The 24443-nt window shown below is 69.8% G+C and carries 27 protein-coding genes; 21 read left to right on the top strand and 6 right to left on the bottom strand.

Annotated features, from left to right (window positions below):
• The first annotated feature begins 5 nt into the window (after window positions 1-5).
• Window positions 6-212, top strand: coding sequence for a hypothetical protein (locus DFQ14_RS09180; RefSeq protein WP_114452753.1), 207 nt, complete (start codon window positions 6-8; stop codon window positions 210-212).
• A gap of 210 nt (window positions 213-422) precedes the next feature.
• A complete protein-coding gene (locus DFQ14_RS09175; RefSeq protein ID WP_114452866.1) occupies window positions 423-1193 on the top strand; it encodes a hypothetical protein in 771 nt (256 codons plus the stop codon).
• A 115-nt stretch (window positions 1194-1308) separates the two neighbouring features.
• Here DFQ14_RS09175 and DFQ14_RS09170 read toward each other — a convergent pair whose 3' ends face one another.
• Complete coding sequence (locus tag DFQ14_RS09170) at window positions 1309-1836, bottom strand: hydrogenase maturation protease (protein ID WP_114452751.1); 528 nt, start codon at window positions 1834-1836, stop codon at window positions 1309-1311.
• A gap of 202 nt (window positions 1837-2038) precedes the next feature.
• Here DFQ14_RS09170 and DFQ14_RS09165 point away from each other — a divergent pair, with 202 nt between their 5' ends.
• The 7 genes from DFQ14_RS09165 (at window position 2039) to DFQ14_RS09135 (ending at window position 6598) form a co-directional block, all read left to right on the top strand.
• Window positions 2039-2719, top strand: a complete 681-nt coding sequence (locus tag DFQ14_RS09165) for a nucleotidyltransferase family protein (RefSeq protein ID WP_338072592.1) — start codon at window positions 2039-2041, stop codon at window positions 2717-2719.
• Window positions 2716-3471 (top strand): metallophosphoesterase family protein, encoded by a 756-nt coding sequence (locus DFQ14_RS09160; protein ID WP_114452750.1) that lies wholly within the window; start codon window positions 2716-2718, stop codon window positions 3469-3471. Before DFQ14_RS09165 ends, DFQ14_RS09160 begins: the two co-directional genes overlap by 4 nt.
• 84 nt (window positions 3472-3555) lie before the next feature.
• Complete coding sequence (locus tag DFQ14_RS09155) at window positions 3556-3786, top strand: hypothetical protein (RefSeq protein ID WP_114452748.1); 231 nt, start codon at window positions 3556-3558, stop codon at window positions 3784-3786.
• Between the two features lie 99 nt (window positions 3787-3885).
• A complete protein-coding gene (locus tag DFQ14_RS09150; protein ID WP_114452864.1) occupies window positions 3886-4299 on the top strand; it encodes a DUF2267 domain-containing protein in 414 nt (137 codons plus the stop codon).
• A gap of 36 nt (window positions 4300-4335) precedes the next feature.
• Window positions 4336-4644 carry a hypothetical protein gene (locus tag DFQ14_RS09145; RefSeq protein WP_114452747.1) on the top strand — a complete coding sequence of 103 codons (309 nt, stop codon included), beginning with the start codon at window positions 4336-4338 and terminating at the stop codon, window positions 4642-4644.
• 85 nt (window positions 4645-4729) lie between these two features.
• Window positions 4730-5350 carry an acetoacetate decarboxylase family protein gene (locus DFQ14_RS09140; RefSeq protein ID WP_114452745.1) on the top strand — a complete coding sequence of 207 codons (621 nt, stop codon included), beginning with the start codon at window positions 4730-4732 and terminating at the stop codon, window positions 5348-5350.
• A 105-nt stretch (window positions 5351-5455) separates the two neighbouring features.
• The gene (locus DFQ14_RS09135) at window positions 5456-6598 is read left to right on the top strand and encodes a glutathione-independent formaldehyde dehydrogenase (protein WP_114452744.1); all 1143 of its coding nucleotides are present in this window, start codon (window positions 5456-5458) and stop codon (window positions 6596-6598) included.
• A gap of 229 nt (window positions 6599-6827) precedes the next feature.
• Here the strand turns inward: DFQ14_RS09135 and DFQ14_RS09130 are convergent, their stop codons facing one another.
• The 5 genes from DFQ14_RS09130 to DFQ14_RS09110 all read right to left on the bottom strand — a co-directional run bounded on the left by DFQ14_RS09130 (window position 6828) and on the right by DFQ14_RS09110 (window position 10978).
• Window positions 6828-7703, bottom strand: a complete 876-nt coding sequence (locus tag DFQ14_RS09130; RefSeq protein ID WP_114452742.1) for a manganese catalase — start codon at window positions 7701-7703, stop codon at window positions 6828-6830.
• 13 nt (window positions 7704-7716) lie between these two features.
• Window positions 7717-8190, bottom strand: coding sequence for a hypothetical protein (locus DFQ14_RS09125; RefSeq protein ID WP_114452741.1), 474 nt, complete (start codon window positions 8188-8190; stop codon window positions 7717-7719).
• A gap of 272 nt (window positions 8191-8462) precedes the next feature.
• Complete coding sequence (locus tag DFQ14_RS09120) at window positions 8463-9359, bottom strand: glycosyltransferase family 2 protein (RefSeq protein WP_420810148.1); 897 nt, start codon at window positions 9357-9359, stop codon at window positions 8463-8465.
• 38 nt (window positions 9360-9397) lie between these two features.
• Window positions 9398-9973 (bottom strand): GAF domain-containing protein, encoded by a 576-nt coding sequence (locus DFQ14_RS09115; RefSeq protein WP_114452740.1) that lies wholly within the window; start codon window positions 9971-9973, stop codon window positions 9398-9400.
• 84 nt (window positions 9974-10057) lie between these two features.
• The gene (locus DFQ14_RS09110) at window positions 10058-10978 is read right to left on the bottom strand and encodes a polysaccharide pyruvyl transferase family protein (RefSeq protein ID WP_114452738.1); all 921 of its coding nucleotides are present in this window, start codon (window positions 10976-10978) and stop codon (window positions 10058-10060) included.
• Between the two features lie 125 nt (window positions 10979-11103).
• Here DFQ14_RS09110 and DFQ14_RS09105 point away from each other — a divergent pair, with 125 nt between their 5' ends.
• The 12 genes from DFQ14_RS09105 (at window position 11104) to DFQ14_RS09050 (ending at window position 24441) form a co-directional block, all read left to right on the top strand.
• Window positions 11104-12099 (top strand): NAD-dependent epimerase/dehydratase family protein, encoded by a 996-nt coding sequence (locus tag DFQ14_RS09105; RefSeq protein WP_114452737.1) that lies wholly within the window; start codon window positions 11104-11106, stop codon window positions 12097-12099.
• 141 nt (window positions 12100-12240) lie between these two features.
• Complete coding sequence (locus DFQ14_RS09100; RefSeq protein ID WP_114452736.1) at window positions 12241-13875, top strand: carbamoyltransferase family protein; 1635 nt, start codon at window positions 12241-12243, stop codon at window positions 13873-13875.
• On the top strand, window positions 13872-15386 hold the full coding sequence (locus DFQ14_RS09095; protein WP_114452735.1) for an HAD-IIIA family hydrolase: 1515 nt from the start codon (window positions 13872-13874) through the stop codon (window positions 15384-15386). The genes DFQ14_RS09100 and DFQ14_RS09095 overlap by 4 nt, the downstream gene beginning before the upstream one ends.
• Window positions 15383-16399 (top strand): glycosyltransferase family 9 protein, encoded by a 1017-nt coding sequence (locus DFQ14_RS09090; RefSeq protein WP_114452734.1) that lies wholly within the window; start codon window positions 15383-15385, stop codon window positions 16397-16399. The genes DFQ14_RS09095 and DFQ14_RS09090 overlap by 4 nt, the downstream gene beginning before the upstream one ends.
• Window positions 16396-17361 (top strand): glycosyltransferase, encoded by a 966-nt coding sequence (locus tag DFQ14_RS09085; RefSeq protein WP_114452733.1) that lies wholly within the window; start codon window positions 16396-16398, stop codon window positions 17359-17361. Before DFQ14_RS09090 ends, DFQ14_RS09085 begins: the two co-directional genes overlap by 4 nt.
• Entirely contained in the window at window positions 17358-18581 is a 1224-nt protein-coding gene (locus tag DFQ14_RS09080; protein ID WP_114452732.1) for a glycosyltransferase, read from the top strand. Before DFQ14_RS09085 ends, DFQ14_RS09080 begins: the two co-directional genes overlap by 4 nt.
• The gene (locus DFQ14_RS09075; RefSeq protein ID WP_114452730.1) at window positions 18578-19183 is read left to right on the top strand and encodes a D-sedoheptulose-7-phosphate isomerase; all 606 of its coding nucleotides are present in this window, start codon (window positions 18578-18580) and stop codon (window positions 19181-19183) included. The genes DFQ14_RS09080 and DFQ14_RS09075 overlap by 4 nt, the downstream gene beginning before the upstream one ends.
• Window positions 19180-20580, top strand: coding sequence for a PfkB family carbohydrate kinase (locus DFQ14_RS09070; RefSeq protein WP_114452729.1), 1401 nt, complete (start codon window positions 19180-19182; stop codon window positions 20578-20580). The genes DFQ14_RS09075 and DFQ14_RS09070 overlap by 4 nt, the downstream gene beginning before the upstream one ends.
• Before the next feature lie 24 nt (window positions 20581-20604).
• Entirely contained in the window at window positions 20605-21294 is a 690-nt protein-coding gene (locus DFQ14_RS09065; RefSeq protein ID WP_114452727.1) for an SDR family oxidoreductase, read from the top strand.
• On the top strand, window positions 21285-22262 hold the full coding sequence (locus DFQ14_RS09060; RefSeq protein WP_246195446.1) for a glycosyltransferase family 9 protein: 978 nt from the start codon (window positions 21285-21287) through the stop codon (window positions 22260-22262). Before DFQ14_RS09065 ends, DFQ14_RS09060 begins: the two co-directional genes overlap by 10 nt.
• Window positions 22259-23176: a UDP-glucose/GDP-mannose dehydrogenase family protein gene (locus tag DFQ14_RS09055; protein ID WP_114452723.1), complete on the top strand. Its 918-nt coding sequence runs from the start codon at window positions 22259-22261 to the stop codon at window positions 23174-23176. The genes DFQ14_RS09060 and DFQ14_RS09055 overlap by 4 nt, the downstream gene beginning before the upstream one ends.
• Complete coding sequence (locus DFQ14_RS09050) at window positions 23128-24441, top strand: UDP-glucose dehydrogenase family protein (protein ID WP_114452862.1); 1314 nt, start codon at window positions 23128-23130, stop codon at window positions 24439-24441. The genes DFQ14_RS09055 and DFQ14_RS09050 overlap by 49 nt, the downstream gene beginning before the upstream one ends.
• Window positions 24442-24443 lie beyond the last annotated feature (2 nt).

The following is a 24443-nucleotide window of genomic DNA, read 5'->3' as shown; positions in this document are numbered from 1 at the left end:
GAACGATGGGCGGCATCCGGGTCGGAAAACCCGACATCAGACTCGACGTGTCCACGCATGTCCCGGGAATCCACGAGGGAAACAAGGGTCCCTACTACAAACAGCCGGGTCACCACGAGGACGGAACCTCGGACGCGCGGCGCTCGACCGGGATTCTGTGGAAGAAGCACAACGCGATCATGAAGATCATGCCGAACATCTCGCCGGGCTGAGTGCAGCGACGAGCCGGAATGAGAAGAAAGGGGTGTGGACATGGCCAAGCGAGTGTTGATCGCACAGGGCGTGCTCGTCGGGGCGGCCGTGCTCGGAATGTTCGTGAAGGAAGTTCCCGGACTGATCCGCGAAATCAGGATGTGGCGGATGGCTTCGTTCCGGAGCGGTTCCGCGAATCAGAAACCGCGGTCGGCATAGCCATGGAGAGCATGCGGGCGAACGAACCGATGGTGGACGGGATGACGTTGCGCAGAGGCAGCCGTGTCCGGCTGCGGCCGTCACAGCGCGCCGACATCGTCGACCTGGCACTGGCCGGGCGGATCGCCGAGGTCGATCGCGTCGAGGAGGACGCCGACGGCCGGGTCCACGTCGTCGTCATGCTGGACGGCGATCCGGGGCGCGACCTCGGGTCGATGAGTCAGCTCGGGCATCGCTTCTTCTTCACGCCCGAGGAGCTGGAACCGCTGGCGGAGGCCGGTGATCGGCCGCCGGACCCGCAGGTGCTGGTGGCAGGCATCGGAGATGCCTTCCGCGTTGACGGATCCTTCGGGTCGGAAGTGGTCGACCGGCTGCGCGGGAACCGTCTCCCGCCGGGGGTGCATACCGCGGACTTCGGCATCCGCCTGGCGGATCTGGCACAGGCCCTGCAGGAAGGCTACGGTGCCGCGGTGCTGCTGTGTGCGACTTCGCGGGGGCGGGAGCCGGGCACCCTTTCGGTGACCGATCCCAGCAAGGCCGGTGAGGACGGGAACGCCGGTTCGGGAGCCGAAGGTCCGCTCGGTGCTGTCGGCCTCGCCCGCCGGTGCGGGGTGCGGTGCCGGATCCTCCTCGTGGAGTGCGAACCGGCGGATCCGGCCACCGACGGGCACAGCGCGACGGCCGGGGTGCTGAGCCCTCCGGTTTCCGCGGTCCTCGACGAGGCCGTTCCCCTCGTCGAGGGACTGCTGAACGACCTCCTGATCCCCCGGGAACCGGTATGAGGAAGTGCGTGGGCGGCGCGTGTCGCGGTGTCGGTGGCGGAATCCTGCCGCCCCGGCCCACTGCGCCGATCCGGCACCTCGAGTAGCGACACGTACCCGCATTCGTCGCAGTCGATCACGACTCGATGCCCGCGGTGGGGCTGGTGGCCGTCCGGGTTGTCTCCACCATCTCGGCGAGCAGCTCGCGCACCTTCTCCACCGCAGGGTCGACCGCTGCCGCGACCGGTTCGGACAGTCCCATGCGTTCCGAGCAGTCGGCGGGTTCGCAGCCGAGGACGAGAGCCCTCCCGGGGAGACCACCGAGCGTTTTGCACAGGGACAGCACGGCTTCCGGATTCATCCCGTGCGCGTCCATCGTCACCCCGCCCGTTCCCGGCGTGAGGGGTTCGAGGGTGTCGAGGTCGGGTTCGAGCACGTACAGCGTGCCCGGCTCGTCCCCGCGGGGAAGCGCGTCGATCAGCAGCACGGCGTCGTATCCGTCGAGCAGTTCGTAGGCCAGATGCACGCCGCGGATCCCGAAGTCGGCGACGTGGACACCCTCGGGCACCTGTTCCGCCGCCAGCCGCCCGACGACGTCCACACCGAAACCGTCGTCGCCGAGGAACACATTGCCGACTCCCGCGGCGAGAACGCGCGCACTCATGCTCGGCCCGTCCTGGAGCCGGGCAGGATGTTCACGAGCACCTTGCCACCTCCCGATCGCGGTCTGTCGGCACATTTCCGCCCTGCGGCGACATCGTGTACCGGCAGTGTGTGTCCGATCACTTCGAGTCGCAACAACGGGCAGGAAGGCGAAGCGTCCTCGCCCGCGGCCCGCCGGATCGGTCGATTGGACCGGAAAGGGCATGGGTACACGCACGGTGGAAAGGATCGCCCGATCGAGAGCGCGCAGGGTGACCACACCGTGCCGCGGGGAGGTGACGCATCCGGTGGAGGCCCCCGAGGAACTGCTGCAGACGTTGACCCGTGTGAGCAGCGCCTTGCGCGACGGGGAGGTGCCCTTCGCGCTCACCGGCGGCTGTGCGATCTACGCGCGCGGGGGACCCGCCTCCGAACACGACGTCGATGTTCTGGTGCGGCCGCAGGACGTCGAAGTGGCGCAACAGGCGATGGAGAACCGGGGGATGAGCACGGTGGAACCTCCGGAGGACTGGTTGGTCAAGGCCTTCGACGGTGATCGACTCGTCGACATCATCCACCGCCCGAACGAATACCCGGTCACCGACGCGGTCCTGAAGGAGGCGGAGGAGCTGCGGGTCGGCCCCGCCAGCGTGCCGGTGATGCCCGCCACGCACCTCCTCGTCGACAAGCTGCTGGTGCTCGGACCGCACCGGTGCGATATGAGCCAACTCCTTCCCACGGCACGAGCGCTGCGGGAGCAGATCGACTGGGACGCTGTCCGGCGGGACACCGAGCACTCCCCGTATGCCGAAGCCTTCCTGCTGCTGGTGGAGCGATTGGGAATCACCGAGATCCGAATTCAGGAGGCAGCGGAGGACCCCGAGAGAGGAAAGGAACCGAATTGATCCGGATCGCAGCCGTGGGGGACGTGCATGTCGACCGGGACACGCAGGGCCGGTTCCGCCCGGCGATGGAGCGCGTCGACGAACACGCGGACGTGCTCCTGCTCGCGGGCGACTTGAGCAATCACGGCACCCTCGCCGAGGCGCGGGCGGTGGTCGAGGAATTCCGTGACCTTCCCGTTCCCGTGATCGGGGTGCTCGGCAACCATGATCACCACGACGACCGTCCCGAGGAATTCGCCGACGTGCTCCGCGAAGGCGGCCTGCAGATTCTCGAAGGGAACACAACCGTGGTGTCCGTAGGACAGGAACGGCTGGGGGTGGCAGGCGTCAAGGGGTTCGGCGGAGGATTCGCCGGGCGGTGCGGCAGCTCGTTCGGCGAACGCGAGATGAAGGCGTTCATCGATCATTCGAGGCAACTGGCGGACTCCCTGGAACATGCCCTGCACGCCCTCGACGCGGATCAACGGGTGGCCCTGACGCACTACTCCCCGGTCCCGGACACGGTGCGGGGTGAGCCCCCCGAAATCCACCCCTTCCTCGGCACCCACATGCTGGCCGGGGCCATCGATGCGGCCGCGGTCGACCTCGCCGTGCACGGGCACGCCCATTACGGCACCGAACGAGGGACGACCCCCGGCGGCGTTCCCGTGCGCAATGTCGCCCAACCGGTTCTGGGAGAGCCGTTCGCGAAGTACCGGCTCGGCACGGCGGATTCGATCGATACGACAGAACCGGTCGACGCCTCCCCGTGAGGGGATGAATCCCCTGGTGAGGGGTTTATCGCCGCCCGCGGTGTGGAACACGAAGGTCAGCGGTACACGAGATTAGGAGCGGATATGGTCGATCAGTCCCAGAGCCCGGTCAAGGACAAGAACTACAACCTCGTCACGGTATTGCAGAACCTGCTGCAGCAGTCCTGGCACCTGCAGACGTATCTGGAAGATGCGCAGAATCAGAACGACACGGAGCTGGCCGAATGGCTCAGCCAGCTTCAGCAGGAAAACCTGCGCGCCGGGGAACGGGGCAAGAAACTCCTGCACGCCCGCTTGCAGCAGGAAAACGGCTGAGGTGAACCGCGGGCATCGCGGAGGGCCGGACGAAGCCGGTGTCAGTGCCCACGGCTTCCGGTTCCGCGAGCGGGCACCGAGGTGAACCGGGAGGATTCCATGCATCACGACGCATTCATCGGACAGGTACAGCAACGGGCCCAGCTCGCCAGTAGAGGAGAGGCCGAGGCCGCGACCCGTGCCGCCATGGAGACGCTGGGGGAGCGGGTGCCGGAACAACTCGCCGACCACGTGGCCGCGCAGCTGCCGCAGGAGATCGGGGAGAACTTCCGCAGAACCGAGGTGCTCGGTGGCGCGGGTACCGGAGAGCGCTTCGACCTCAACGAATTCGTGCAGAGGATGAGCAACCGCGCGGGGATGGACGAGCCGAAGGCCACGTACGCCGCTCGCGTGGTGTTCGAAGTGATGCGCGAAGCCACCCAGGGTGGGGTGATGGACAAGGTCCGGGATGCCCTGCCCGAACAGCTGCGCAGCCTGATCGACGCGGGTAGTAGCGGCGAACTGCAGACGTGAGAGGTTTCCTCGGCGCAGCGGTGTGACAATGAGCCGGTGGGCGAGGAAGAACGGCGTGAACTCCGCGACGCGGCGGAACTGATCGAGCGGTTGGCCGCGACCTCGACGCGCGGGCGATGGCAGCTGCGAGGACTGCTGGCCACGCGTCCCGAGGTCGTGGCCGAGCGCGAGGACGGCAGCACCGAGCACGTCGCGGAAGCCCGCGCGGCCAGTGGTCACTGGATCACTGCGATGTCGCCGGCCGTGGGACCGCCCCTTGCCGGCTGGCTGCGGTCGGCGGCCCGCACCGAGAGCACGGTCGATCCGGATGCGCTGTCCGTGGCCCGTGCGCTCCTCGATCGCTGAACACTCGCCGGTGCCCGGTGCCGTCGCGCACAGTGTGGCGGTACGCTCCCACTCCCGATCGCCGCCATGATGATGCGGAGTGGACATGACGTATCCGCCCGAGCCCTGGTCGCTGTGCGGCCGGTTGTCGGTGTCCCTGTGGCGCCTGCCGAAACGCGAGCTGCCCGCCGTTGGCCAAGGCCTGACACCGGTTCTGGCCGGTGGTGCCGGGATCGTCGGGACGGCGTGGGTCGTCTACGGCCCCGGCAGCGTGCTCGAGTACAACGAGTTGCTCGTCGCCGTCCTCGTCCGGCGAAAGGCCCGCCTGCGCGCCTGCATCACTCGGATCTGGGTGGACAGCGAAGCCTCCCGCCAGGGCGGCCGCGCCTTGTGGGGCATTCCCAAGGAATCGGCCGGTTTCGACATCTCCACCACGACACCGTGGCAGGCACGGGCACGCGGGATCGCCTCGGCGACCTTGCACGAACGGGCGACGCTGCCCGGCACCTGGCCGCTGCGCTACCACATCGCGCAACCGGTGGCGGCCGGCATCCGGGAAAGCAAGGTCCGCGTGCGCACGCGGATAGCCCTGAGCACCGCCTCGTGGACGCCGGAGCGGCACGGCCCGCTGGGGTGGCTGCACGGTCACCGGCCCTTTGCCAGTGTCACGATGCACGACTTCGAGATGCGTTTCGGGGGGAACTCGACCACCGTTGCCCACTCCTGAGTGATGAGCCGCTGACCACCGGGGAAGCGGTTTGTCGGGAAGGCGTGGCGGGTATTCCGCGCAGAAGAAGCAGCAAGCGGAAAAACTCGGCTGGGAGGTCTCGACATGCGTGCACTCGTCTATCACGGCCCTTACGAGGTTGCGGTGGAAGAAGTGGACGATCCTCGTATGGAGGCACCCACCGATGCCCTGGTGCGGATCACCACCACCGCGATCTGTGGTTCGGATCTGCACATGTACGAGGGGCGTACGGATGCGGAACCCGGCATCGTTTTCGGCCACGAGAACATGGGCATCGTCGAGGACGTCGGCTCCGGAGTGACGAGTGTTCGAGCGGGAGACCGCGTCGTGCTGCCGTTCAACGTCGCCTGCGGATTCTGCAAGAACTGCCGCGCGGGCAAGACGGCTTTCTGCCTGACCGTGAATCCCGGGTTCGCCGGCGGCGCGTACGGCTACGTGTCGATGGGCCCCTACCGGGGCGGTCAGGCCGAGTACCTGCGAGTGCCCTACGCCGACTTCAACTGCGTGCCGCTGCCTGCCGGTACCGAGCACGAGGAGGACTTCGCGCTGCTGGCCGACATCTTCCCGACCGGGTATCACGCCACCGAGCTCGCCGGCGTGCGTCCCGGGGAAACGGTCGCGGTCTACGGCGCCGGGCCGGTCGGACTGATGGCCGCCTACTCCGCACTGCTCAAGGGAGCCAGTCGGGTGTTCGTCGTCGACAGGGTCGACAACCGGCTCCAGCTGGCCGAGCAGATCGGGGCCACTCCGATCAACTTCACCGCGGGAGACCCGTCCGAACAGATCAAGGACGCCCTCTCCGAGGACGGCGTGGACCGGGGGATCGATGCCGTCGGTTACCAGGCCACCGCCGCCGAAGGCGAGGAGCAGCCGGCCATTGTGCTCAATCACCTGATCAGCACGGTCCGGCCCACCGGGTCCATCGGTACCGTCGGGCTGTATCTGCCCTCGGACCCGGGAGCTCCGAACGAGCACGCCGCTCAGGGGCTGCTCCTGCTCAACATCGGCAGGTTCTTTGAACGGGGTCTGCGCATGGGCACCGGGCAGGCCGATGCCAAGGCCTACGCACATCAGCTCCGGGACCTGATCGTCGCCGGCCGCGCCAAGCCGAGCTTCGTGGTTTCCAAGCAGGTGCCCCTGAGCGAGGCTCCCGATGCCTACGCCAGGTTCGACAACCGCGAACCCGGCTACTCCAAGGTGTTGCTGCAACCGGGCAAGACGGCGTAGCACCGCACGGCAGCACCGCACAGCCCGTCGGCCGCGGCATCGGAGAGCGGCCGTGGCCGGCGGGTTCTCCGCTCGGAACCTCCGGTGTGGATGCTGCCGTTTCCGGCTGCTCGACACCCGAGCACCGGAGGCACTCCCGGTTGTCTGCGTCGTCGGCTGTCTGCGCCGGACAGCAGAACACCGGCCCGGCCGAATAGCGCTGTCCGGCCGGGCCGGTGGTGTCCCCACGTCAGGTGAGTTTGTCCTTGACGGTGTTCTTGGCCTTGCGGAGCATGGTGTCCGTTTCCCACGTCGTGGCGTAGAGGTGTTCGGGAGGCTTCGGGCCACTGGCCGGTCCCCCCAGCGGCTCGGGGTTGGCCACGAAGCTGAATTCGTGGTCACCGTCGGGCGCGGTGCCGTGGGCCCACTGCCCTTCCTGCGAGGCGTCCCCGTCGGAGAGGTGCCACAGGGTGCTCGCGTGCTCGCGATGCTCCTCGTCGAACAGGTCGTTGGGTACCACGGTGCCCTCGAGACCATCGGCCTTGAGCTGTTCGATCGCGGCCAGCCACTGGTTCTGGTGCATGGTGTCGCGGGCGAGGTTGAACTTGAGCATGTTCTTCACACCCGGATCGTCGGTCATGTGGTACAGGCGCGCGGTCTGCAGCCGCCCCTGCGATTCGGCGGTGACATTGGCGCGGAAATCCGCGAGCAGGTTGCCGCTGGCAACGACGTAGCGTCCGTTCCACGGATAACCGTTGGAGTCGGAGGGTGTGGCTCCACCTCCACTGACGATCGCCTGCTGCGGGTCCATCCCACCGATGATCGCGCCCAGGACAGGATCGTTCTGTGCCGCTTCGGCGGTCTTGTCCGAGGGAGCGCCGTCGAGCAGCCGCGCGACCATGGTCGCGAGCATCTCGACATGGCCCATCTCCTCGGTGGCGATGTCCATGATCATGTCCTTGTACTTGCCTTCCATGCGGCAGTTCCAGCCCTGGAACAGATACCGCATGGTCACCGTCATCTCGCCCCACGCACCGCCGATGAGTTCCTGAAGCTTGCGGGCGTAGACGGGATCCGGTTGCTCGGGCTTGGCCTCGAACTGCATGCGCTTGGTGTGGTAGAACACGTGTACTCCTTGATCATCGGCGGGTGAGTTGTTCGTAGACAGCGGCGGTGGCCCATCCGTAGGCGAGGTGCGGTATCAGGTCCATCGCCCAGGAACTCGCGGGCCATTGCCGGGGATCGGTGACGCCGAGTGCGCTCATGGGAACGACACTGCCCGCGTTCGCGGCGACAGCGGCTACCAGGGACATCAGCGCCAGCGGGGCCCGCGGCATGCGCGAGCGCACGGCCCCGTAGAACATGCCGGCTCCGATCCCTGTCGTGAGTCCCAGCAGGGCCCCGAGTCCGGACCGCCGATTGCTCGCGGGTTCCGTGTCCGTGCCGGAGGCGGACAGCGCTTTGCCGGTGAGCTCTTCGGCTCGTCGGACCGTCTGTTCCGGTGTCGTGCTCGCCGGGCGGCCACGCAACGCCATGTCGAGATAGGTCGCGGTATTGAGCGCGGTGGTCCCGGCAGCTCCGGCTGCCATGCCGTGCAGCAAAGAATGTCTCATGGATTCGTTCCCTTGCGTGGTCGCCGAGCTGCTGCTCGACATCACCAACAGTGATGTGCGCGGGAAGTCGGACGAAGTGCCCGCCTTGCTTCCTCGACCACTGCGACTTCCCTCGCCGGGCAGCGGCCAAACTCGGGATGCGCCGGTGAAACACGATGTGGGGAAGGAGCGATCGGTCCGAACAGGATTCACGCAGACAGGTCCACGATCATTCACCTGTGTCCGGTGCCCGGAACGTCGGCGCGGCGCCGGCCGGTGTACGGATGCGGTGGTCACCCTGCGGTGTCGTTGTCCGGCGCCGTCCGCAGCGTGGCGATCTGCCGCTCGACCTCGGCGGGCAGGGCACGACGTCGGGCGAGCGCCCGGGGCAGGCGCCGCAGCGTGCCGCCGAGCGCCCGGAGCGCTGTGCTGCTTCGTGGTGATTCGCGAAGCAGCGCTCGCGTTTCCGCGAAGGCCTCTCGCCACGGCCGCCGCATCCAGGCGATCAGGGCGAGATTGCGCCGCTCGACACTGTGGCGCTGTCGGCTGCCGGGACGCTGTCCCGAAGGGTGATGGTGCGTGATCACCGTGTCCACATAAGCCAGTGACCATCCCGCGGCGGCCAGGTCGTAGGACAGCAGCCTTTCCTCCGCGACGAAGAACAGCAGCGGGTGGAAGCCGCCGACCCCGAGAAACGCCTCGCGGCGCACGACGGCCGCGCAGGCCATGAAGCCGAGAACGGCAGGCCCGGGCAGGGGGCGGTCGCTGCGCAGCGGGCTGTGGGCCATCAGCTCCGTGATCGGGTCGGGCCGGTTTTCGGGGCCGACCAAGGGACGGGCGGCGATCAGGGCCAATCGAGGATGGTCGTCCAGGATCGCCTCGGCGCGGCCCAGGGAGCCTGCCGCCCACCACGAGTCGTCGTCGCTGAAGGCGATGTAGGGGGTCCGTGCGCACAGAACACCGAGATTCCTCGCCGTGGCTCCCATGTTGCGGCGTGCGCGCAGCAGCCGTACCTCGGGAAACCGGTGCCGTACAGCGGCGGCGGTGCCGTCCGTCGACGCGTTGTCCACCACGATGACCGGTGATTCCGGACTGCGTTGCCGGTGATGCCGCAATGTGGTCATCAGTTCGGTGACGCGGTTGCGCGTGGCGATCACGATGGTGGTTCGTGTCGCCACCGGTTCGCGCACCGCGGCGTCGGGTGGGGCCTGCTGGTGCACGGCGTGGTTCACGGCGCCTCCCGATGGTCGTCCCGGCGATGGCTGTGCCGGGCACCCCCGCAGGGGTGCCCTCTCCGCTTCGGTGCCGCCCCGAACGGCCGGAGACGTCCGGCGTCGAAGTCGCCCAGCAGCGGCGAGTGCGAATACAGGTTGAGCACGGCCCGAACGCGGTCCTCGCCGATCAGCGGCGCCGAGAGGAAGCTGCGAAGGCGGGACTCGCGGGCACTGCGGACGAACCCCGGCCAGTGGGTGCGCACCTCGGTGATCGCGGCCTGCGCCACGGTGCCGGTCCGGGCCACCTCCAACCAGGGGCCGCCGCCGGCCCGGTACTGTGCGAGGTCCACCGCGTGGGCCCGTTCGTCGGTGTCGGCGGCCGGCTCGGCGTGTCCGGTGGCCGCCACCGTGACCACACTGCCCATGTCGGCGTTCTGGAGCACGGCCACGGCGGACCCGAGCATGTCGCAGACGTTGTCCTCGTTACGGCTTTCGCAGGTCAGCACCTCTGCCAGGGCGTGCAGCACGCTCGTGACGTCCTCGCCCGCCCGTTCCTGTCGCTTCCGGAACCGCGTCTTCGCTGCAGTCATGAGCTCTTCGCATCCTGTTCGCCCCGCTGGCCCGGCATGGTGCCCGGAATCCCCGCAGCCTCGCCTCTACCGGTGATACCCGATTCAGGCCGAGGTAATCGGTGCGTGGCACAGCTGCTCCACCAGTGCCGACAAGGCGGCCGCGCTCGAATCCGCACCGGTTCCGGACCTGCTGTCCGCCAGAGCCCGAGCCTCTGCGGACAGGCACCAGGACCACCATCGATCCAGCTGGGGCCGGGCGGCTTCCTCTCCACCGGCCAGGGTCTCCGCCGGCATGATCGCCGGCCAGTCCCAGGCCTGCGCCTGCGCGGTGACCTTGCCTCCCCCGGAGACCGGGTCGACCGCGAGGGCGGGAATCCCCTGCCGCAGCGCGAAAACCAGCCCGTGCATCCGGGAGGTCACCACCACGTCGGTCCGCGCGATCAACGCGGAGAACTGGTCCGGAGTGGAGCACAGCCACCAGTCCCGGGTGTCGAGCCGGGTGTCCAGTGGCAGGGGAGCGCAGTCGAGCCGTGCGAGCCACGCGCCGAGGCATTCGTGCACGTGGCCGTGCAGGCGCCGGTCGGAGTACTCCGGTTGTTCGGGAGCCAGGATCACCCCGACCACCGGCGCCCGGGAGGCGGCATTGCCGAGGGCGATGTCCCGGGACGGCGTCGCGCCCGGCTCATCCCGGGCGAACACGGTGTGGAAACCGGTTACCGCCGGATCGCCGCGGTCCACGATCGAAACATCGATCGCCAGGCGCCGGCACCGTGCATAGCGCTGATGGAGTTGACGCACCTGCTCGCCGTGCGCGGGCCCGCAGACGAAGACCACATCGGTGTAGTCCTGAGCGGACGCCTCGTCCAGGCTCAACGCATCCGGTGCGAAACCCGGGCTCCACGCGGTGTCGTACGGCACGTGCGCCGCGGCCAGTTCGGCCGCCACGCGTTCCATGGCCGCCACGTCTCCGGCTGTCGCCTCACCGTGCAGGAAACTCGGCCAGCCGGTGATCAGTACGCGCACAGCTCACCTCCCGTCCTGGTGTTCGTCTCGAGTCACCCGGTTCCCGATGCCTCGACGCCTGTGGTTTGTCACATCTCCCACGTGGGTAAACGGGCGAGGCAGTTGGCAACGGCGAGGGGAATTCGATGGTGCGCAGCGGTTTTCAGCGTGCTGTCGTGACAGGAGGGGCGGGCTTTCTGGGCTCTCACCTCTGCGAGCAACTCGTGTCACGCGGCACCGAAGTCCTGTGCTTGGACAATTTCGTCACCGGCAGCAGTCGCAACGTCCGAGAGTGTGCCACGGATTCTCGGTTCCGGCTGGTGGAATGCGATGTCACCCGGCCGCTGCCCGTGACCGGCGATGTGGACCTCGTCGTGCACCTGGCCTCGCCTGCTTCCCCGAAGGACTACCAGCGGCTGCCGATCGAGACGATGCTGGTCGGCGGGCAGGGCTGCATGCAGGCGCTGGAACTGGCCACCGAGAAGGAGGCGCGGTTCCTGCTGGCTTCCACCAGCGAGGTCTACGGCGATCCGCTGGAACACCCGCAGCGGGAGAGCTACTGGGGCAATGTCAATCCGATCGGCCCCCGCTCGGTCTACGACGAGGCGAAACGATACGCCGAAGCACTGACCTGCGCCTATCGCCGTGAGCGGGGGACACGCGCCGGCATCGCCCGGATCTTCAACTCCTACGGCCCACGCATGCAGCCGGACGACGGCCGGATGGTGCCCACGTTCGTCTGCCAAGCTCTTCGCGGCAAGCCGCTGACGGTGGCCGGTTCGGGCAGGCAGACCCGGTCGGTGTGCTATGCCTCCGATACCGTGCGCGGCCTGCTGGCACTCGCCGATTCCGGGTGCGAGGGGCCGCTCAACATCGGCAACCCGCAGGAGTACTCGGTGCTGTATCTCGCGGAGACGATCCGCGATCTGGCGGGCGGCACGGCCCCGATCGAATTCGTCGCCGGGGCCGCCGATGATCCCCGGCGGCGCTGCCCGGACATCACCGCCGCCGAAGAGCAACTCGGATGGCAGCCGGAAATCGGCATGCACGAGGGCCTGCTGCACACCCTCCACTGGTTCGCCGAGCTCCTGGGGGTCGACACCGCTTCGGACCGTGTTCGACTGCCCTCGAGCAGGGCATGAACGCCCTGGTGGGCCCCTCGTTCGGTCCGCATGGTTTGAAGACGTCGCTTCGCAGGGTAGCGGTATGGAAGCAGTTCCGTACCGAAGCGGCCCAACACGGCCTCCTCGGGAACGCAGCATCGGCTCTACGGGAGGCGCCTCGTGCACATCCTCGGTATCAACGCGGTATTCCACGATCCGGCCGCCGCTGTCGTCACCGACGGCGAAGTGGTCGCCGCGGCCGAAGAGGAACGATTCAGTCGGCGCAAGCACGGCAAGAGCCCGGTCCCCTTCTCGGCCTGGGAACTCCCCGACAAGGCCGCCCGCTGGTGCCTGCAGCAGGCCGGGATACGGCCCGAGGACCTGGACGCGGTCGCCTACTCCTACGACCCCGAACTCGTCGACCACGACCTGGAGGGGCTCGATCCCGGTTGGGAGGAACTGCGCACCAAGTACGCCTCTCGCGCGCCGCAGTTTCTGAAGACGGCATTGCCGGGGCTGGACCCGGACAGGGTGCGATTCGTTCCGCACCACGTCGCCCACGCCGCCTCGGCCGGTCTTGCCGCCCCGTTCGGTGACTCGGCCGTGCTCACCGCGGACGGGCGTGGCGAGTGCACCTCGGCGCTGGCGGGCGAGTACCGCGACGGCCGGCTGCACGTGCTGGCGAGCCAGCGGCTCCCGCACTCGCTCGGGCTGATGTACGAGGAACTGACCGAGCACCTCGGTTTCCACCGTTCCAGCGACGAGTACAAGGTGATGGCGCTGGCGTCCTATGCGAAGCCGAGCTTCCTGCCGGACTTCACCGAGCTGATACGCAGCGATGCCGGCGGTTTCGAGCTCGCCGCGATCGACTGGTCCCGATGGGCTCCGCGCCGCGCGCCCGACGGGGAGTTGCTCGACGAGCACGCCGAACTCGCCGCCAGTGTCCAGGCGCGACTGGAGGAAGTACTGCTCGAACTGGCGGGATGGTTGCACCGCCAGACCGGCAGGCGGCGGTTGACGCTGGCCGGCGGAATCGCGTTGAACTGCGTGGCCAATACCCGGCTCGCCGAGGAGGGTCCCTTCGACGAGGTGTGGGTCCAGCCCGCGGCGGGTGACGCGGGCACGGCGCTGGGAGGTGCGCTGCACCTGGCCGCCGAGCACGGGGAGCACATCCGTCCTATGCCGGGGGCGGACCTCGGGCGGGGATTCGACGATGCCGAGATCGCCGCCCGGCTCGATGCCGCCCACATTCCCTACGAGAGGCCGGCCGATGTGGCCCGGGAGGCCGCCGAGGCGGTGGCCCGCAACGAGATCGTGGGCTGGTTCCAGGGACGCAGCGAGTTCGGCCCGCGCGCACTCGGGCACCGATCCCTGCTGGCCCATCCCGGCCACGCGGGCAACGTCGAGCGCCTCAACGAGGTCAAGGGACGGGAGCAGTTCCGTCCCGTGGCACCGATGGTGCTGTCCGAACGGGCCGGGGAGATCTTCGGCCGGGGACCATTGCCGAGCCCGTACATGCTGTTCGTGCACGACGTGGATCCGCTGTGGCAGGAACGCATTCCTGCGGTGGTGCATGTGGACGGAACGGCCCGGATTCAGACCGTGGACCGGGCGGCCGAACCTCTGCAGGCGCGGATGCTCGACGCGTTCGCCGCCGAAACGGGGATCCCGGCCGTGATCAACACGAGCTTCAACACCGCGGGCAGACCCATGGTCGACGATCCGACCGACGCGCTCGAATGCTTCGGATCCTCGCCCATCGACGTTCTCGTGCTCGGCCCGTTCGTCGTACGCAGGCCGGGGAGTGCGGCATGAGTACCGGCTGTATCGCTTACACGGTCGTGGTCCCCACCACGGGGCGCGCCAGTCTCGGCGCGCTGCTGGCGGCACTGGAGACCACACCGGCGCCGCAGGAGATCGTCGTGGTCGACGACCGCCCCGGTGCGGATGCTGCCCTGCCGGTGCCGTCCGGCACGGTCCCGACACGAGTCGTGCTCTCCGGTGGCCGGGGACCGGCCGGAGCGCGCAATGTCGGCTGGCAGCAGGCCACCACGCCGTGGGTGGTCTTTCTCGATGACGATGTCGTGCCCGCGGCGGGATGGTCCCGGGCCTTGCAGCGGGACCTGGCCGAGGTCGACGAGGAGACCGCCGGGTGCCAGGGAAAGATCGTCGTCCCGCTGCCGCACGATCGCGCGCCGACCGATCTCGAACGCGGCACCGCGGGGCTGGCGCAGGCATGGTGGATCACCGCGGACATGGCCTACCGGCGGGACGTGCTGGCCCTGCTGGGCGGATTCGACGAGGAATTCCCGCGCGCCTACCGGGAGGACGCCGATCTGGCGCTGCGCGTGCGGATGCTGGGTTACCAGCTGACAAGCGGCTCGAGGAACACCTTCCACCCGGTCCGGGCCGACGGGTTCTTCGCCAGTGTTCGTGCCCAGGCGGGCAATGCCGACAACGCCGTGATGCGCCGCAAGTACGGCAGGAATTGGCGCCGGCGTGCGGGGGAGGGACCGGGCCGTATCGGGCGGCACGCGGCCACGACGGCCGCCGCGCTGGTGAGCACGGCCGGAGCCGGACGACCGACGTGGCGACCGGTCGCCGCGGCGGGCGCGGCAGTGTGGCTGGCGTTGACCGCCGAGTTCGCCTGGCGACGTATCGCCCCCGGACCACGCACACCGATGGAGACCGCCAGGATGCTCGTCACCAGTGCCCTCATTCCACCCGTGGCGTGCTGGCACCGGGCTCGCGGTGAGTGGCGCAGCCGCTCGGGGCGGAAGCGCGGGCGGCACGGCGCTCCGGCGGCGGTGCTGTTCGATCGGGACGACACCCTCATTCACGACGTCCCCTACAACGGTGATCCACGGCGGGTGCGTCCGATCGCCGGCGTGCGCGAGGCATTGGAGACCTTGCGCAACCGCGGGATCGCGATCGGTGTGGTCAGCAACCAGTCCGGAGTGGCTCGCGGACTGATCGACGAGCACCAGCTGCGCACCGTCAACGACGAGGTCGAACGGCATCTGGGGCCGTTCGGTACCTGGCAGGTGTGCGTGCACGGCGAGGACGACGGATGCGCGTGCCGCAAGCCCGCTCCCGGGCTGATCACGCGGGCGGCGCGCGCCCTCGGCGTTCCCGCCGGCTCCTGCGTGGTCATCGGCGACACCGGGGCCGACGTGCAGGCCGCGATCGCGGCGGGCGCCCGCGCGATTCTGGTGCCGACCCACCGCACGCTTCCGGAGGAAGTCCGCAGCGCGGACCGGGTGGCCGAGGTGGCGCAGACGGTCACGTACGCGGTGCGGCGGGTTCTGGAGGAGGTCCCGCGATGAGCGAGACGGTTCTGGTGGTGCGGCTGGACAATGTCGGCGACGTGCTCCTGGCGGGCCCGGCGGTGCGCGCGGTGGCCGACGGAGCCGATTCGGTCGTGATGCTCGCGGGCCCCCGAGGACGTGCGGCGGCCGAGCTGCTGCCCGGTGTGGACAGTGTCATCGAGTGGTCGGCCCCATGGATCGACCCGGAACCGCGGCCCGTGGAGCGGGCCGAGATGCTCGAGTTCGTCGACCGCATCCGCGCGGTCGGACCGAGCCGGGCCCTGGTGTTCACCTCGTTCCATCAGTCCGCGTTGCCGCTGGCGCTGCTGCTGCGCATGGCCGGGGTCGACTGGATCGGCGCGATCAGCGAGGACTACCCGGGATCGTTGCTGGACCTGCGGCACACAGTGGACGGTGACCCTCCGGAGCCGGAACGGGCGCTGTCGCTGGCTCGCGCGGCGGGTTTCACGCTGCCGGAGTCGGACACGGGACGGCTGGCCCTCCGCAGGCCCCTGCCGGACGTCGCGGACAAGGTCGGCGATCCCGGATATGTCGTGGTGCACCCCGGCGCTTCCGTGCCGGCACGGGAGTGGCCGCCCGATCGGTGCGCCGCCGCGGTGCGGTCGCTGGCCGCGGAGGGATACCGCGTGGTCGTCACCGGCGCCTCGGGCGAGTCCGCGCTGACCGAGCGGGTGGCAGGCAACGTGGCGACCGATCTCGGTGGCCGTACCGGGCTGGCCGAACTGGCCGCGGTACTCGACCGTGCCTGTGTGGTCGTGGCCCCCAACACGGGGCCGGCCCACCTCGCCGCAGCGGTGGGCACCCCGGTGGTGTCCCTGTTCGCACCCGTGGTGCGCGCCGCGCGCTGGGCGCCCTACGGCGTGGCGACGACCCTGCTCGGCGATCAACAGGCACCGTGCCGGGACACTCGCGCGAGGGTGTGCCCCGTGCCCGGTCACCCCTGCCTGTCCGAAGTGGGCGCCGACGACGTCGTCGAGGCGGTCGAAGCGATGACGGGGGCGGTGGCATGAGGATCCTGGTCTGGCATGTCCACGGTGCGTGGAGCACCGCTTTCGTGCACGGCGATCACACGTACCTGGTGCCGGTCACACCGAACCGGGACGCCGACGGGCGGGGCCGTGCCCGGACGTATCCCTGGCCCGACAATGCCGTCGAGGTCACCGCCGACGAGCTGCGTAGCACCGACGTCGATGTCGTCGTCCTGCAGCGGCCGCACGAGATGGAGTTGACCGAGAAATGGCTCGGTCGCCGCCCCGGTATCGACGTGCCCGCGGTGTTCGTCGAGCACGACACCCCGCGTGGCGAGGTGGCGAGCACACGACATCCGCTGGCCGAGCGCAGCGATATCCCCATCGTCCACGTCACACACTTCAACGCGGTGTTCTGGGATTGCGGCCGGGCGCCGACCACGGTGATCGAGCACGGAATCGTCGATCCGGGACACCACTACACCGGAGAGCTCGAACGCGCCGGTGTGGTGATCAACGAGCCGGTGCGCCGCGCGCGCATCGCGGGGACCGACCTGTTGCCCTCGTTCGCACCGGTCACCCCGCTGGACGTCTACGGAATGCGGGTGGGCGAGCTGCCGGAATGGCTCGGCATCGCCCGGGACCGGCTCACGGTGCACGAGGATCTGCCGCAGCAACGGATGCACGCCGAGCTGGCCCGGCGGCGGGTCTACCTGCACCCGTTCCGGTGGACATCGCTGGGCCTGTCCCTGGTGGAGGCGATGCACCTCGGCATGCCGGTGGTCGCTCTGGCCGCGACCGAAGCGATCGAGGCGGTCCCCGCCGAGGCCGGTGTCGTGTCGACACGGCCGGATGTACTCACCCACGCCGTCCGGGAATTCCTGGGCGACGCCCACAGAGCCGAGCAGGCGGGACGGGCCGCTCGCGCCGCGGCGCGGGAGAAGTACTCGCTGGAACGGTTTCTCGCCGCGTGGGACGGACTGTTGCAGGAGGTGACCGGATGAGAATCGACATGGTCTCCGAGCACGCGAGTCCGCTCGCGGCGTTGGGGGGAGCCGATGCGGGTGGGCAGAACGTCCACGTCGCCGAACTGGCCAACGGGCTCGCCCGGAGAGGGCACCAGGTGGTCGTGCACACCCGGCGGGATTCGGCGGACCTTCCGGACACGGTCCGGGTCTCGCCGGGGGTCACGGTCGAGCACGTGCCCGCGGGACCGCCGCAGGCGATCCCCAAGGACGACCTCCTGCCGTACATGACGGAGTTCGGCGACCACCTGGCCGTCCGATGGCGCACGCAGCGCCCCGATGTGGTCCACGCTCACTTCTGGATGAGCGGTGTGGCCGCGCGGCGCGGTATCGCCGGGCTCGACGTGCCGATGTTGCAGACCTTTCACGCTCTGGGCCGGGTCAAGCGCAGGCACCAGGGCCACAAGGACACGAGCCCGCCGCAACGCGAGCGGATCGAGGCCGAGCTGGCCCGCAACGCCGATTTCGTGGTGGCCACGTGCTCGGACGAGGTGGTCGAGCTCACCGAAATGGGAGTCGCGCCCGAACACACCGCCGTGGTGCCCTGCGGGATCGATCTCACCAAGTTCGTTCCCACCGGCACCGTCGCCGACCGCACCGAGCGGCCCCGAATCCTCAGCATCGGGCGGCTCGTGGAACGCAAGGGTGTCGACACCACCATCGCCGCGCTCGCGGGTGTTGCCGATGCGGAACTGGTCATCGCGGGCGGGCCGGAACGCTCGACGTGGGACGCCGACCCGGAAATCGCCCGGCTGCGTTTCGTTGCCGAGCAGGCCGGGGTGGCCGAGCGGGTCCACTTCGCCGGCCAGCTCGCGCATTCCGATGCCCCGGCGATGTACCGATCGGCCGACGTGGTGGTCAGTGCCCCCTGGTACGAGCCGTTCGGCACGGTTCCGCTGGAAGCCATGGCGTGTGGGGTGGCCCCGGTCGTGACCGCCGTGGGTGGTCATCTCGACACCGTGATCGACGGTGAGACCGGGCTGCTGGTACCGCCCCGGGACAGCCACACCCTCGCGAGCCGGCTGCGCACCCTGCTTGCCCGACCCCGCTGGCGCTGCGACCTGGGCAGGGCCGGGGTCGGTCATGTCCGGGCGCGGTACGGGTGGGACCGGCTCGTCCGCGAGACGGAATCGGTCTACCGGCGGGCCCTCGAGCACAGCGGGGCGTCGGTGGCCGCGTCGACGGGAGGCAGGCCGTGATCGAAGAACACTTCACAGCGTTGGAGCGTGCGGCACGCAGAGCCCGAACGGCGGCGCCGACGCTGCACGCATGGGCCGGGCATCTGGCTGCGGTGCTGGAAGGTGGCGGCCGGTTGCTCGTGTGCGGCAATGGCGGCAGCGCCGCCGAGGCGCAGCACCTCACCGGTGAGTTCACCGGCCGCTTCCTGCGGGACCGCAAGCCCTATGCGGCCATCCCGCTGCATGCCGACACGTCCGCGTTCACCGCGATCCTCAACGACTACGGCGAGCAGGACGTCTTCGCGCGTGGCGTGCGGGCGCACGGTCGCGCGGGCGACGTCCTCGTCGCCCTGTCGACCAGCGGGCGGAGCCAGAACGTCGTCGCCGCGGCCAAGACCGCCCACGAGATCGGGATGACCACCTGGGCGCTGACCGGTCCGGGGCCGAACACCCTGGCTGCGGTGTGCACCGATGCCGTTGTCATCGACGCACCCGGTGTGGCCACGGTTCAGGAAGTCCACCTGGCGCTGATCCACGGGCTGTGTGCCGCGTTCGACGAAGTGACCGCAACGCACGGAGCGGCCGCGGCAGGTGAGACCTCGCGGGAGGAGGCTGTTCGATGAGGCGCGAGGCGAGCGGACACGCGCCGCTGGTGATCGTCGGTGACGTGCTGCTCGACGTCGATGTCGACGGCCACGCCGAGCGGTTGTGCCCGGACGCTCCGGTCCCGGTGATCGATGTGCTGGCGCGACGAAGCCGGCCCGGTGGCGCGGGTCTGGCGGCGTTGCTGGCTGCACAGGAGGGCACGCAGGTCACCCTCGTCGCCGGAATCGGCGACGACGAAGCCGGCCGGACACTGACCGGGATGCTCGACGAGCAGGTGGAACTGGTGCCGCTGGCTTTCCGGGGAACGACGGCGTGCAAGACGCGGGTGCGCGCGGCGGGCCAGTCACTGGTTCGCATGGACTCCGGCGAGGGAGCCGTGCTCGACGAGCCGCTCGGCGAACACGCGCGCGCTGTCCTGCAGAATGCCGGCGCCGTGCTGGTGGCCGACTACGGCCGGGGCACCACGCACAACGCGTCGCTGCGACACGCCCTCGGCGACCTGCCCCCGTCGGTGCCGCTGGTGTGGGATCCGCACCCCCGGGGTGCCGAGCCGGTGGCACGCGCCGATCTGGTGGTCCCCAACCGGTCGGAAGCAGCCGGGTTCGATGCGCTCGCGCAGCAGCCGAGCGCGCCGCCCGGCACGGCCGAGGCACTGCTGAAGCGGTGGGGCTGCGGGGCGGTCGCGGTGACCTTGGGGGCCGAGGGCGCCGTCCTGGCCTCCGGCGTCGGAACGGAGACGTTTGCCGCCTCACCGGTGGACCCGAACGTGGACGTGGATACCTGCGGGGCCGGCGACAGCTTCGCCGCCACCGCGGCACTGGCGATGTCCCGCGGGGCGAGTTGTGCCGAAGCCGTGGCAGCAGCGGTCGAGGAGGCCGGCCGGTTCGTGGCCCGAGGCGGGGCGGGCAGGCTGGCGGCGGCGATCCCGGACCGGCAGCAGCCGATGCCGTATTCCGGGAGAACCGACGCTTTCGACGTCGCCGCGCGGGTTCGCCGCCGGCGAGGGCGGCTGGTGGCCACGGGCGGGTGTTTCGACCTGCTGCACCCGGGGCACGTGCGGCTGCTCGAGCGCGCACGCGCCCTGGGGGATGCTCTCGTCGTCTGCCTGAACTCCGATGTTTCGGTGCGGCACCTCAAGGGGCCGGGCCGTCCGGTGGTGTGCGAACAGGACAGGAGGCGCCTGCTGCTGGCTCTCGAACCGGTCGATGCCGTGGCCGTGTTCGACGAGAGCTCCCCGGCAGCGCTGCTCGACGAGCTGCGGCCCGATGTGTGGGTCAAGGGTGGTGATTACGGCGGCGTGGCGATTCCGGAGAGCGAGGTCGTCCGCCGCTACGGCGGATGCACCGAGATCGTCCCGATCGAAGACGGGTACTCGACGAGCAGGCTGCTCACCTCACTACGAGCGGTCGGCTGAGGGAACACCTCGGAAAGGAGACACATGAAATCCCTGGGAAATGTCCTCATCACCGGTGGTGCGTCGGGACTCGGGGCCGCGACCGTGCAGGCCGTGCTGGACAACGGCGGCACTCCCCTGGTGATCGACCGGAACGCGCCCACGGCGGAGGTCGCCCACGTCCGGGCGGACCTCGCCGACCGCGAGGCGACCGAGAGCGCGGTGCAGGAGCTGGCCCGGTCGGCCGGGGACCGGATCGACGGGGTGTTCACCGCTGCGGGGGTCGACTCCTGCGGTGCCCTGGATTCGGTCGACGCGCAGGAATGGGAACGGGTGGTCCAGGTGAACCTGCTGGGCACCGTGGCGGTGGTTCGTGCTGCGCTGCCGTATCTGACGAGCAGCGCGGGGACGGTGGTCACGTGCTCGTCGACCCTGGGAATCAAGGCGGTCCCGGACGCCACGGCCTACTGCGCATCGAAGGCCGGCGTGCTGGGATTCTCCCGTTCTCTTGCGGCCGAGACCGCGGGACGTGTCGGGGTGACCACGCTCGTACCCGGCGGGATGCACACGGCGTTCTTCGACGGGCGCGACGAGCAGTACAAGCCGCCGGCCGATGCGAAGCTGAACCGGCCGGAGGATGTCGCCGAGACCGTGCTGTTCGCCTTGCGGCAGCCACCCGGCTGCGAGGTCCGCGAGATGGTGGTGTGCTCCTCCGAGGAATCGTCGTGGCCGTAACGGAGCAGTACACCGTTCTGGTCCTGCGTGCCCTGGGCCTCGGTGATCTGCTGACCGCCGTTCCGGCGTTGCGGGGGTTGCGGCGTGCTTTTCCGGACGGCCGGATCGTGCTCGCCGCTCCCGCCCCGCTCGCCGACCTGCTGCCGTTGATCGGAGCCGTGGACACGCTGTGGCCGACCGCGGGACTGCGGGAGTTCGGCCGACCGGACCGGGCCCCGGACATCGCGGTGAACCTGCACGGCAGCGGACCGGAGAGCATCGAAGCCCTCCGGGCGGCCGATCCTCGGCGCATCATGACGCATGCCCATCCGTCCTTTCCGGAACTCGACGGACCACAGTGGGTAGACGACCAGCACGAGGTGCGCCGGTGGTGCCGCCTTCTGGGCCACTACGGTACCGAGGCCGACGAGAGCAGGCTGGATCTTCAGCGTCCCGGGCGGGGCAGTGATCGGCCCGGTGCGGTCGTTGTGCATCCGGGTGCCAGCCACCGCGCACGGCAATGGCCTCCGGAATGCTTCGCCCGGGTCGCGCGCCGGCTCGCCGACCGCGGACACGACGTGGTGATCACGGGCAGTGCGCAGGAACGAGCGCTCGCCGAGGGCATCGCCGAGGGTGCGGGCCTGCCCCGTACGACGGTGCTGGCCGGAGGCACCGACCTGTACCGGCTCGCCGCGCTGGTGTCGGAGGCGAGCCTGGTGGTGTGCGCCGACACCGGGCTCGCCCATGTGGCCACCGCCTTCGCCACGCCCTCCGTGATCCTGTTCGGTCCGGTCTCGCCCCGGCACTGGGGCCCGCCCGACAAACCACGCCACGCCGCGCTGTGGGCGGGCAGCGTGGGCGACACGTTCGCCGACCGGCCGGATGCGGGGCTGCTGCGCCTGTCGGTCGAGGACGTGCTCGAGGCGGCGCAGCGAGTGCTCGCCCACGCCGCGGAACTCGACACCGCGGGCAGGGGAGGTGTTCGATGACGGCGCAGGAGCGCAGAATCACCGTCGTGGGCAGCGGCCCGGCAGGCCTGACCGTGGGGGCGGGCCTGGCCTCGCTCGGGCACCGTGTCGTGCTGTGCCCGGCGGCGGTGTCCGGCACGCAGGAGCACGAGCCCCGGTTGCCCGAACTGGTGCGCCACGGCCTGTTGACCGGCAGGCTCCGCTTCGTCCGCGAGGTCACCGACGGGATGGCCGATCCGGACACGGTCTTCGTGTGCGCCGATCTCCGCACCTTCGACGCACTGGCTCGCGCGGTGCCGCGGGGCTGCGTCGTCGTCAACGCCTCGACCTCCTCGCGGGAACGGGCCGAAACGCTCCACGCCCGGCTGCGTCCCGGCGTCCCGCTGGTGAGCAATCCGCTGTTTCTCCGCACCGGCACCATGGTGCGGGACTTCCTCCAGCCCGACCGCATCGTCATCGGCGCCGATACCCGCGATGCGGCCGAACACGTGAGTTCGCTGTACCGATCCGTCCGGGCCCCGCTCGTGCGTACCGATGTGCGCAGCGCCGAACTGGTCGGTCACGCGGTCGACGGCTACTTCGCCCTCAAGCAGTGCTACATCAACGCGCTCGGCGGGCTGTGCACAGCCGTCGGAGCCGACATCGACAGCGTGGCCGAAGCGCTGGCCTACGACGACCGGATCGGCGACTGTGCCATGACACCCGCACCGCTGCCCACCGATCTCCGGCACAGCCTGGAACTGCTGTCGCAGGCGGCCGAGCCGGGACAGGAGCTGCTGCACAGCGCGGTTGCTTTCGACCGTCCCGGGAGCGGCCCGCACGGACGGGGCGGGAGCTTCTCCGAGCGGCCGGACCGGGACGTTGACCCGAGGGGAGGGTGGTGCGCGTGTTCACCCGCCGGATCGTCATCGTGGGAACCGGATACGTGGGGCTGACCACGGGGGCGTGCCTGGCCTCGCTGGGGCACCACGTGGTGTGCAGTGACGTCGATGCCGCCAAGGTGCGGCACCTGTCGCGGGGCGAGGTGGACATCCTCGAACCGGACCTGGCCGAACTGGTCCGGGACGGGCTCGCCTCCGGGCGGCTGACGTTCGTGGTCGGAGCGGCCCGCGCTGCCGCCGAAGCGGAGATGGTGTTTCTGTGCGTCCCCACACCGATGGGTGCGGACGGAGGCGCCGACCTGGCAGCCGTGGAATCGGTGACCCGCGAGATCCGGGACCTGCTGCCGCACGGGTGTGTGCTGGTCACGAAATCCACAGTGCCGGTCGGCACCTCGGCACGGGTGACCGAGCTGGTGCGCCGCGAGGACGTGCCGGTGGTCAGCAACCCGGAGTTCCTGCGTGAGGGTTCGGCGGTGCGGGACTTTCTGCACCCCGACCGGATCGTGGTCGGCTCCGCCAGCCGGGATGCCGCGCAGCAGGTCGCGGACCTGTACGCGCGGCTGGAGGCGCCGACCGTGCTCGTCGACGCCGCCAGCGCGGAGATGGTCAAGTACGCGGCGAACTGCTTCCTCGCGCTGCGACTGTCGTACGTCAACGCCCTCGCGGAACTGTGCGAGCACTCGGGAGCCAACATCGCCGACGTCACCGCGGGGATGGGATACGACCGGCGCATCGGGTCGTCGTGCCTGCGGCCCGGACCGGGATGGGGCGGCTCGTGCCTGCCGAAGGACACCCGGGCGCTGATGCAGGTCTCGGAGGCGGTCGACTTCGACTTCTCGCTGCTGCGGGCCACGATCTCGGCGAATACCCGCCAGCGCGAGCAGATGGTGGCCAAGATCGCCGAGGCCTGCGGGGAAGGCCCGGAGAGCTCGCTGAAGGGCGCCCGGATCGGCGTGCTCGGCCTGACCTTCAAAGCAGGTACCGATGACCTGCGCGACTCACCCGCCCTGGGGGTGGCGCACCTGCTGGCCGAGCGCGGGGCCGAACTGGTCGCCTACGATCCCGGCGTGCGGGCCGACGATCCGCGCCTGGAGGGGATCGTGACGCTGGTGGACGATCCGTATCAGGCGGCCAAGAGCGCGGTCGGGATGGTGCTGCTGACCGACTGGCAGGAGTTCCGCACGCTCGACTGGCCGAGGGTGGCGGCCGTCCTGGACGGTCCGGTGGTCGTCGACACCCGCAACCTGCTCGACCCGGAAGTGCTGCACCGCGCCGGAGTCTCCTGGTACGGCGTCGGACATCCGCCGATGCGGACCTGAGT

Source organism: Halopolyspora algeriensis (genome assembly GCF_003337235.1).
Classification (GTDB): Bacteria; Actinomycetota; Actinomycetes; order Mycobacteriales; family Pseudonocardiaceae; genus Haloactinomyces; species Haloactinomyces algeriensis.
The sequence above is the reverse complement of the archived record's forward strand: the minus strand, read 5'-3'. Positions and strand labels throughout refer to the sequence as shown.

Coding starts and splice junctions, on each gene's coding strand:
- DFQ14_RS09140 (WP_114452745.1), top strand. CDS start 4,730: ATGACGTATCCGCCCGAGCCCTGGTCGCTGTGCGGCCGGTTGTCGGTG.
- DFQ14_RS09055 (WP_114452723.1), top strand. CDS start 22,259: ATGACGGCGCAGGAGCGCAGAATCACCGTCGTGGGCAGCGGCCCGGCA.
- DFQ14_RS09090 (WP_114452734.1), top strand. CDS start 15,383: ATGAGCGAGACGGTTCTGGTGGTGCGGCTGGACAATGTCGGCGACGTG.
- DFQ14_RS09155 (WP_114452748.1), top strand. CDS start 3,556: ATGGTCGATCAGTCCCAGAGCCCGGTCAAGGACAAGAACTACAACCTC.
- DFQ14_RS09170 (WP_114452751.1), bottom strand. CDS start 1,836: ATGAGTGCGCGCGTTCTCGCCGCGGGAGTCGGCAATGTGTTCCTCGGC.
- DFQ14_RS09070 (WP_114452729.1), top strand. CDS start 19,180: ATGAGGCGCGAGGCGAGCGGACACGCGCCGCTGGTGATCGTCGGTGAC.
- DFQ14_RS09135 (WP_114452744.1), top strand. CDS start 5,456: ATGCGTGCACTCGTCTATCACGGCCCTTACGAGGTTGCGGTGGAAGAA.
- DFQ14_RS09105 (WP_114452737.1), top strand. CDS start 11,104: ATGGTGCGCAGCGGTTTTCAGCGTGCTGTCGTGACAGGAGGGGCGGGC.
- DFQ14_RS09165 (WP_338072592.1), top strand. CDS start 2,039: ATGGGTACACGCACGGTGGAAAGGATCGCCCGATCGAGAGCGCGCAGG.
- DFQ14_RS09065 (WP_114452727.1), top strand. CDS start 20,605: ATGAAATCCCTGGGAAATGTCCTCATCACCGGTGGTGCGTCGGGACTC.
- DFQ14_RS09085 (WP_114452733.1), top strand. CDS start 16,396: ATGAGGATCCTGGTCTGGCATGTCCACGGTGCGTGGAGCACCGCTTTC.
- DFQ14_RS09080 (WP_114452732.1), top strand. CDS start 17,358: ATGAGAATCGACATGGTCTCCGAGCACGCGAGTCCGCTCGCGGCGTTG.
- DFQ14_RS09175 (WP_114452866.1), top strand. CDS start 423: ATGCGGGCGAACGAACCGATGGTGGACGGGATGACGTTGCGCAGAGGC.
- DFQ14_RS09150 (WP_114452864.1), top strand. CDS start 3,886: ATGCATCACGACGCATTCATCGGACAGGTACAGCAACGGGCCCAGCTC.
- DFQ14_RS09180 (WP_114452753.1), top strand. CDS start 6: ATGGGCGGCATCCGGGTCGGAAAACCCGACATCAGACTCGACGTGTCC.
- DFQ14_RS09115 (WP_114452740.1), bottom strand. CDS start 9,973: ATGACTGCAGCGAAGACGCGGTTCCGGAAGCGACAGGAACGGGCGGGC.
- DFQ14_RS09095 (WP_114452735.1), top strand. CDS start 13,872: ATGAGTACCGGCTGTATCGCTTACACGGTCGTGGTCCCCACCACGGGG.
- DFQ14_RS09125 (WP_114452741.1), bottom strand. CDS start 8,190: ATGAGACATTCTTTGCTGCACGGCATGGCAGCCGGAGCTGCCGGGACC.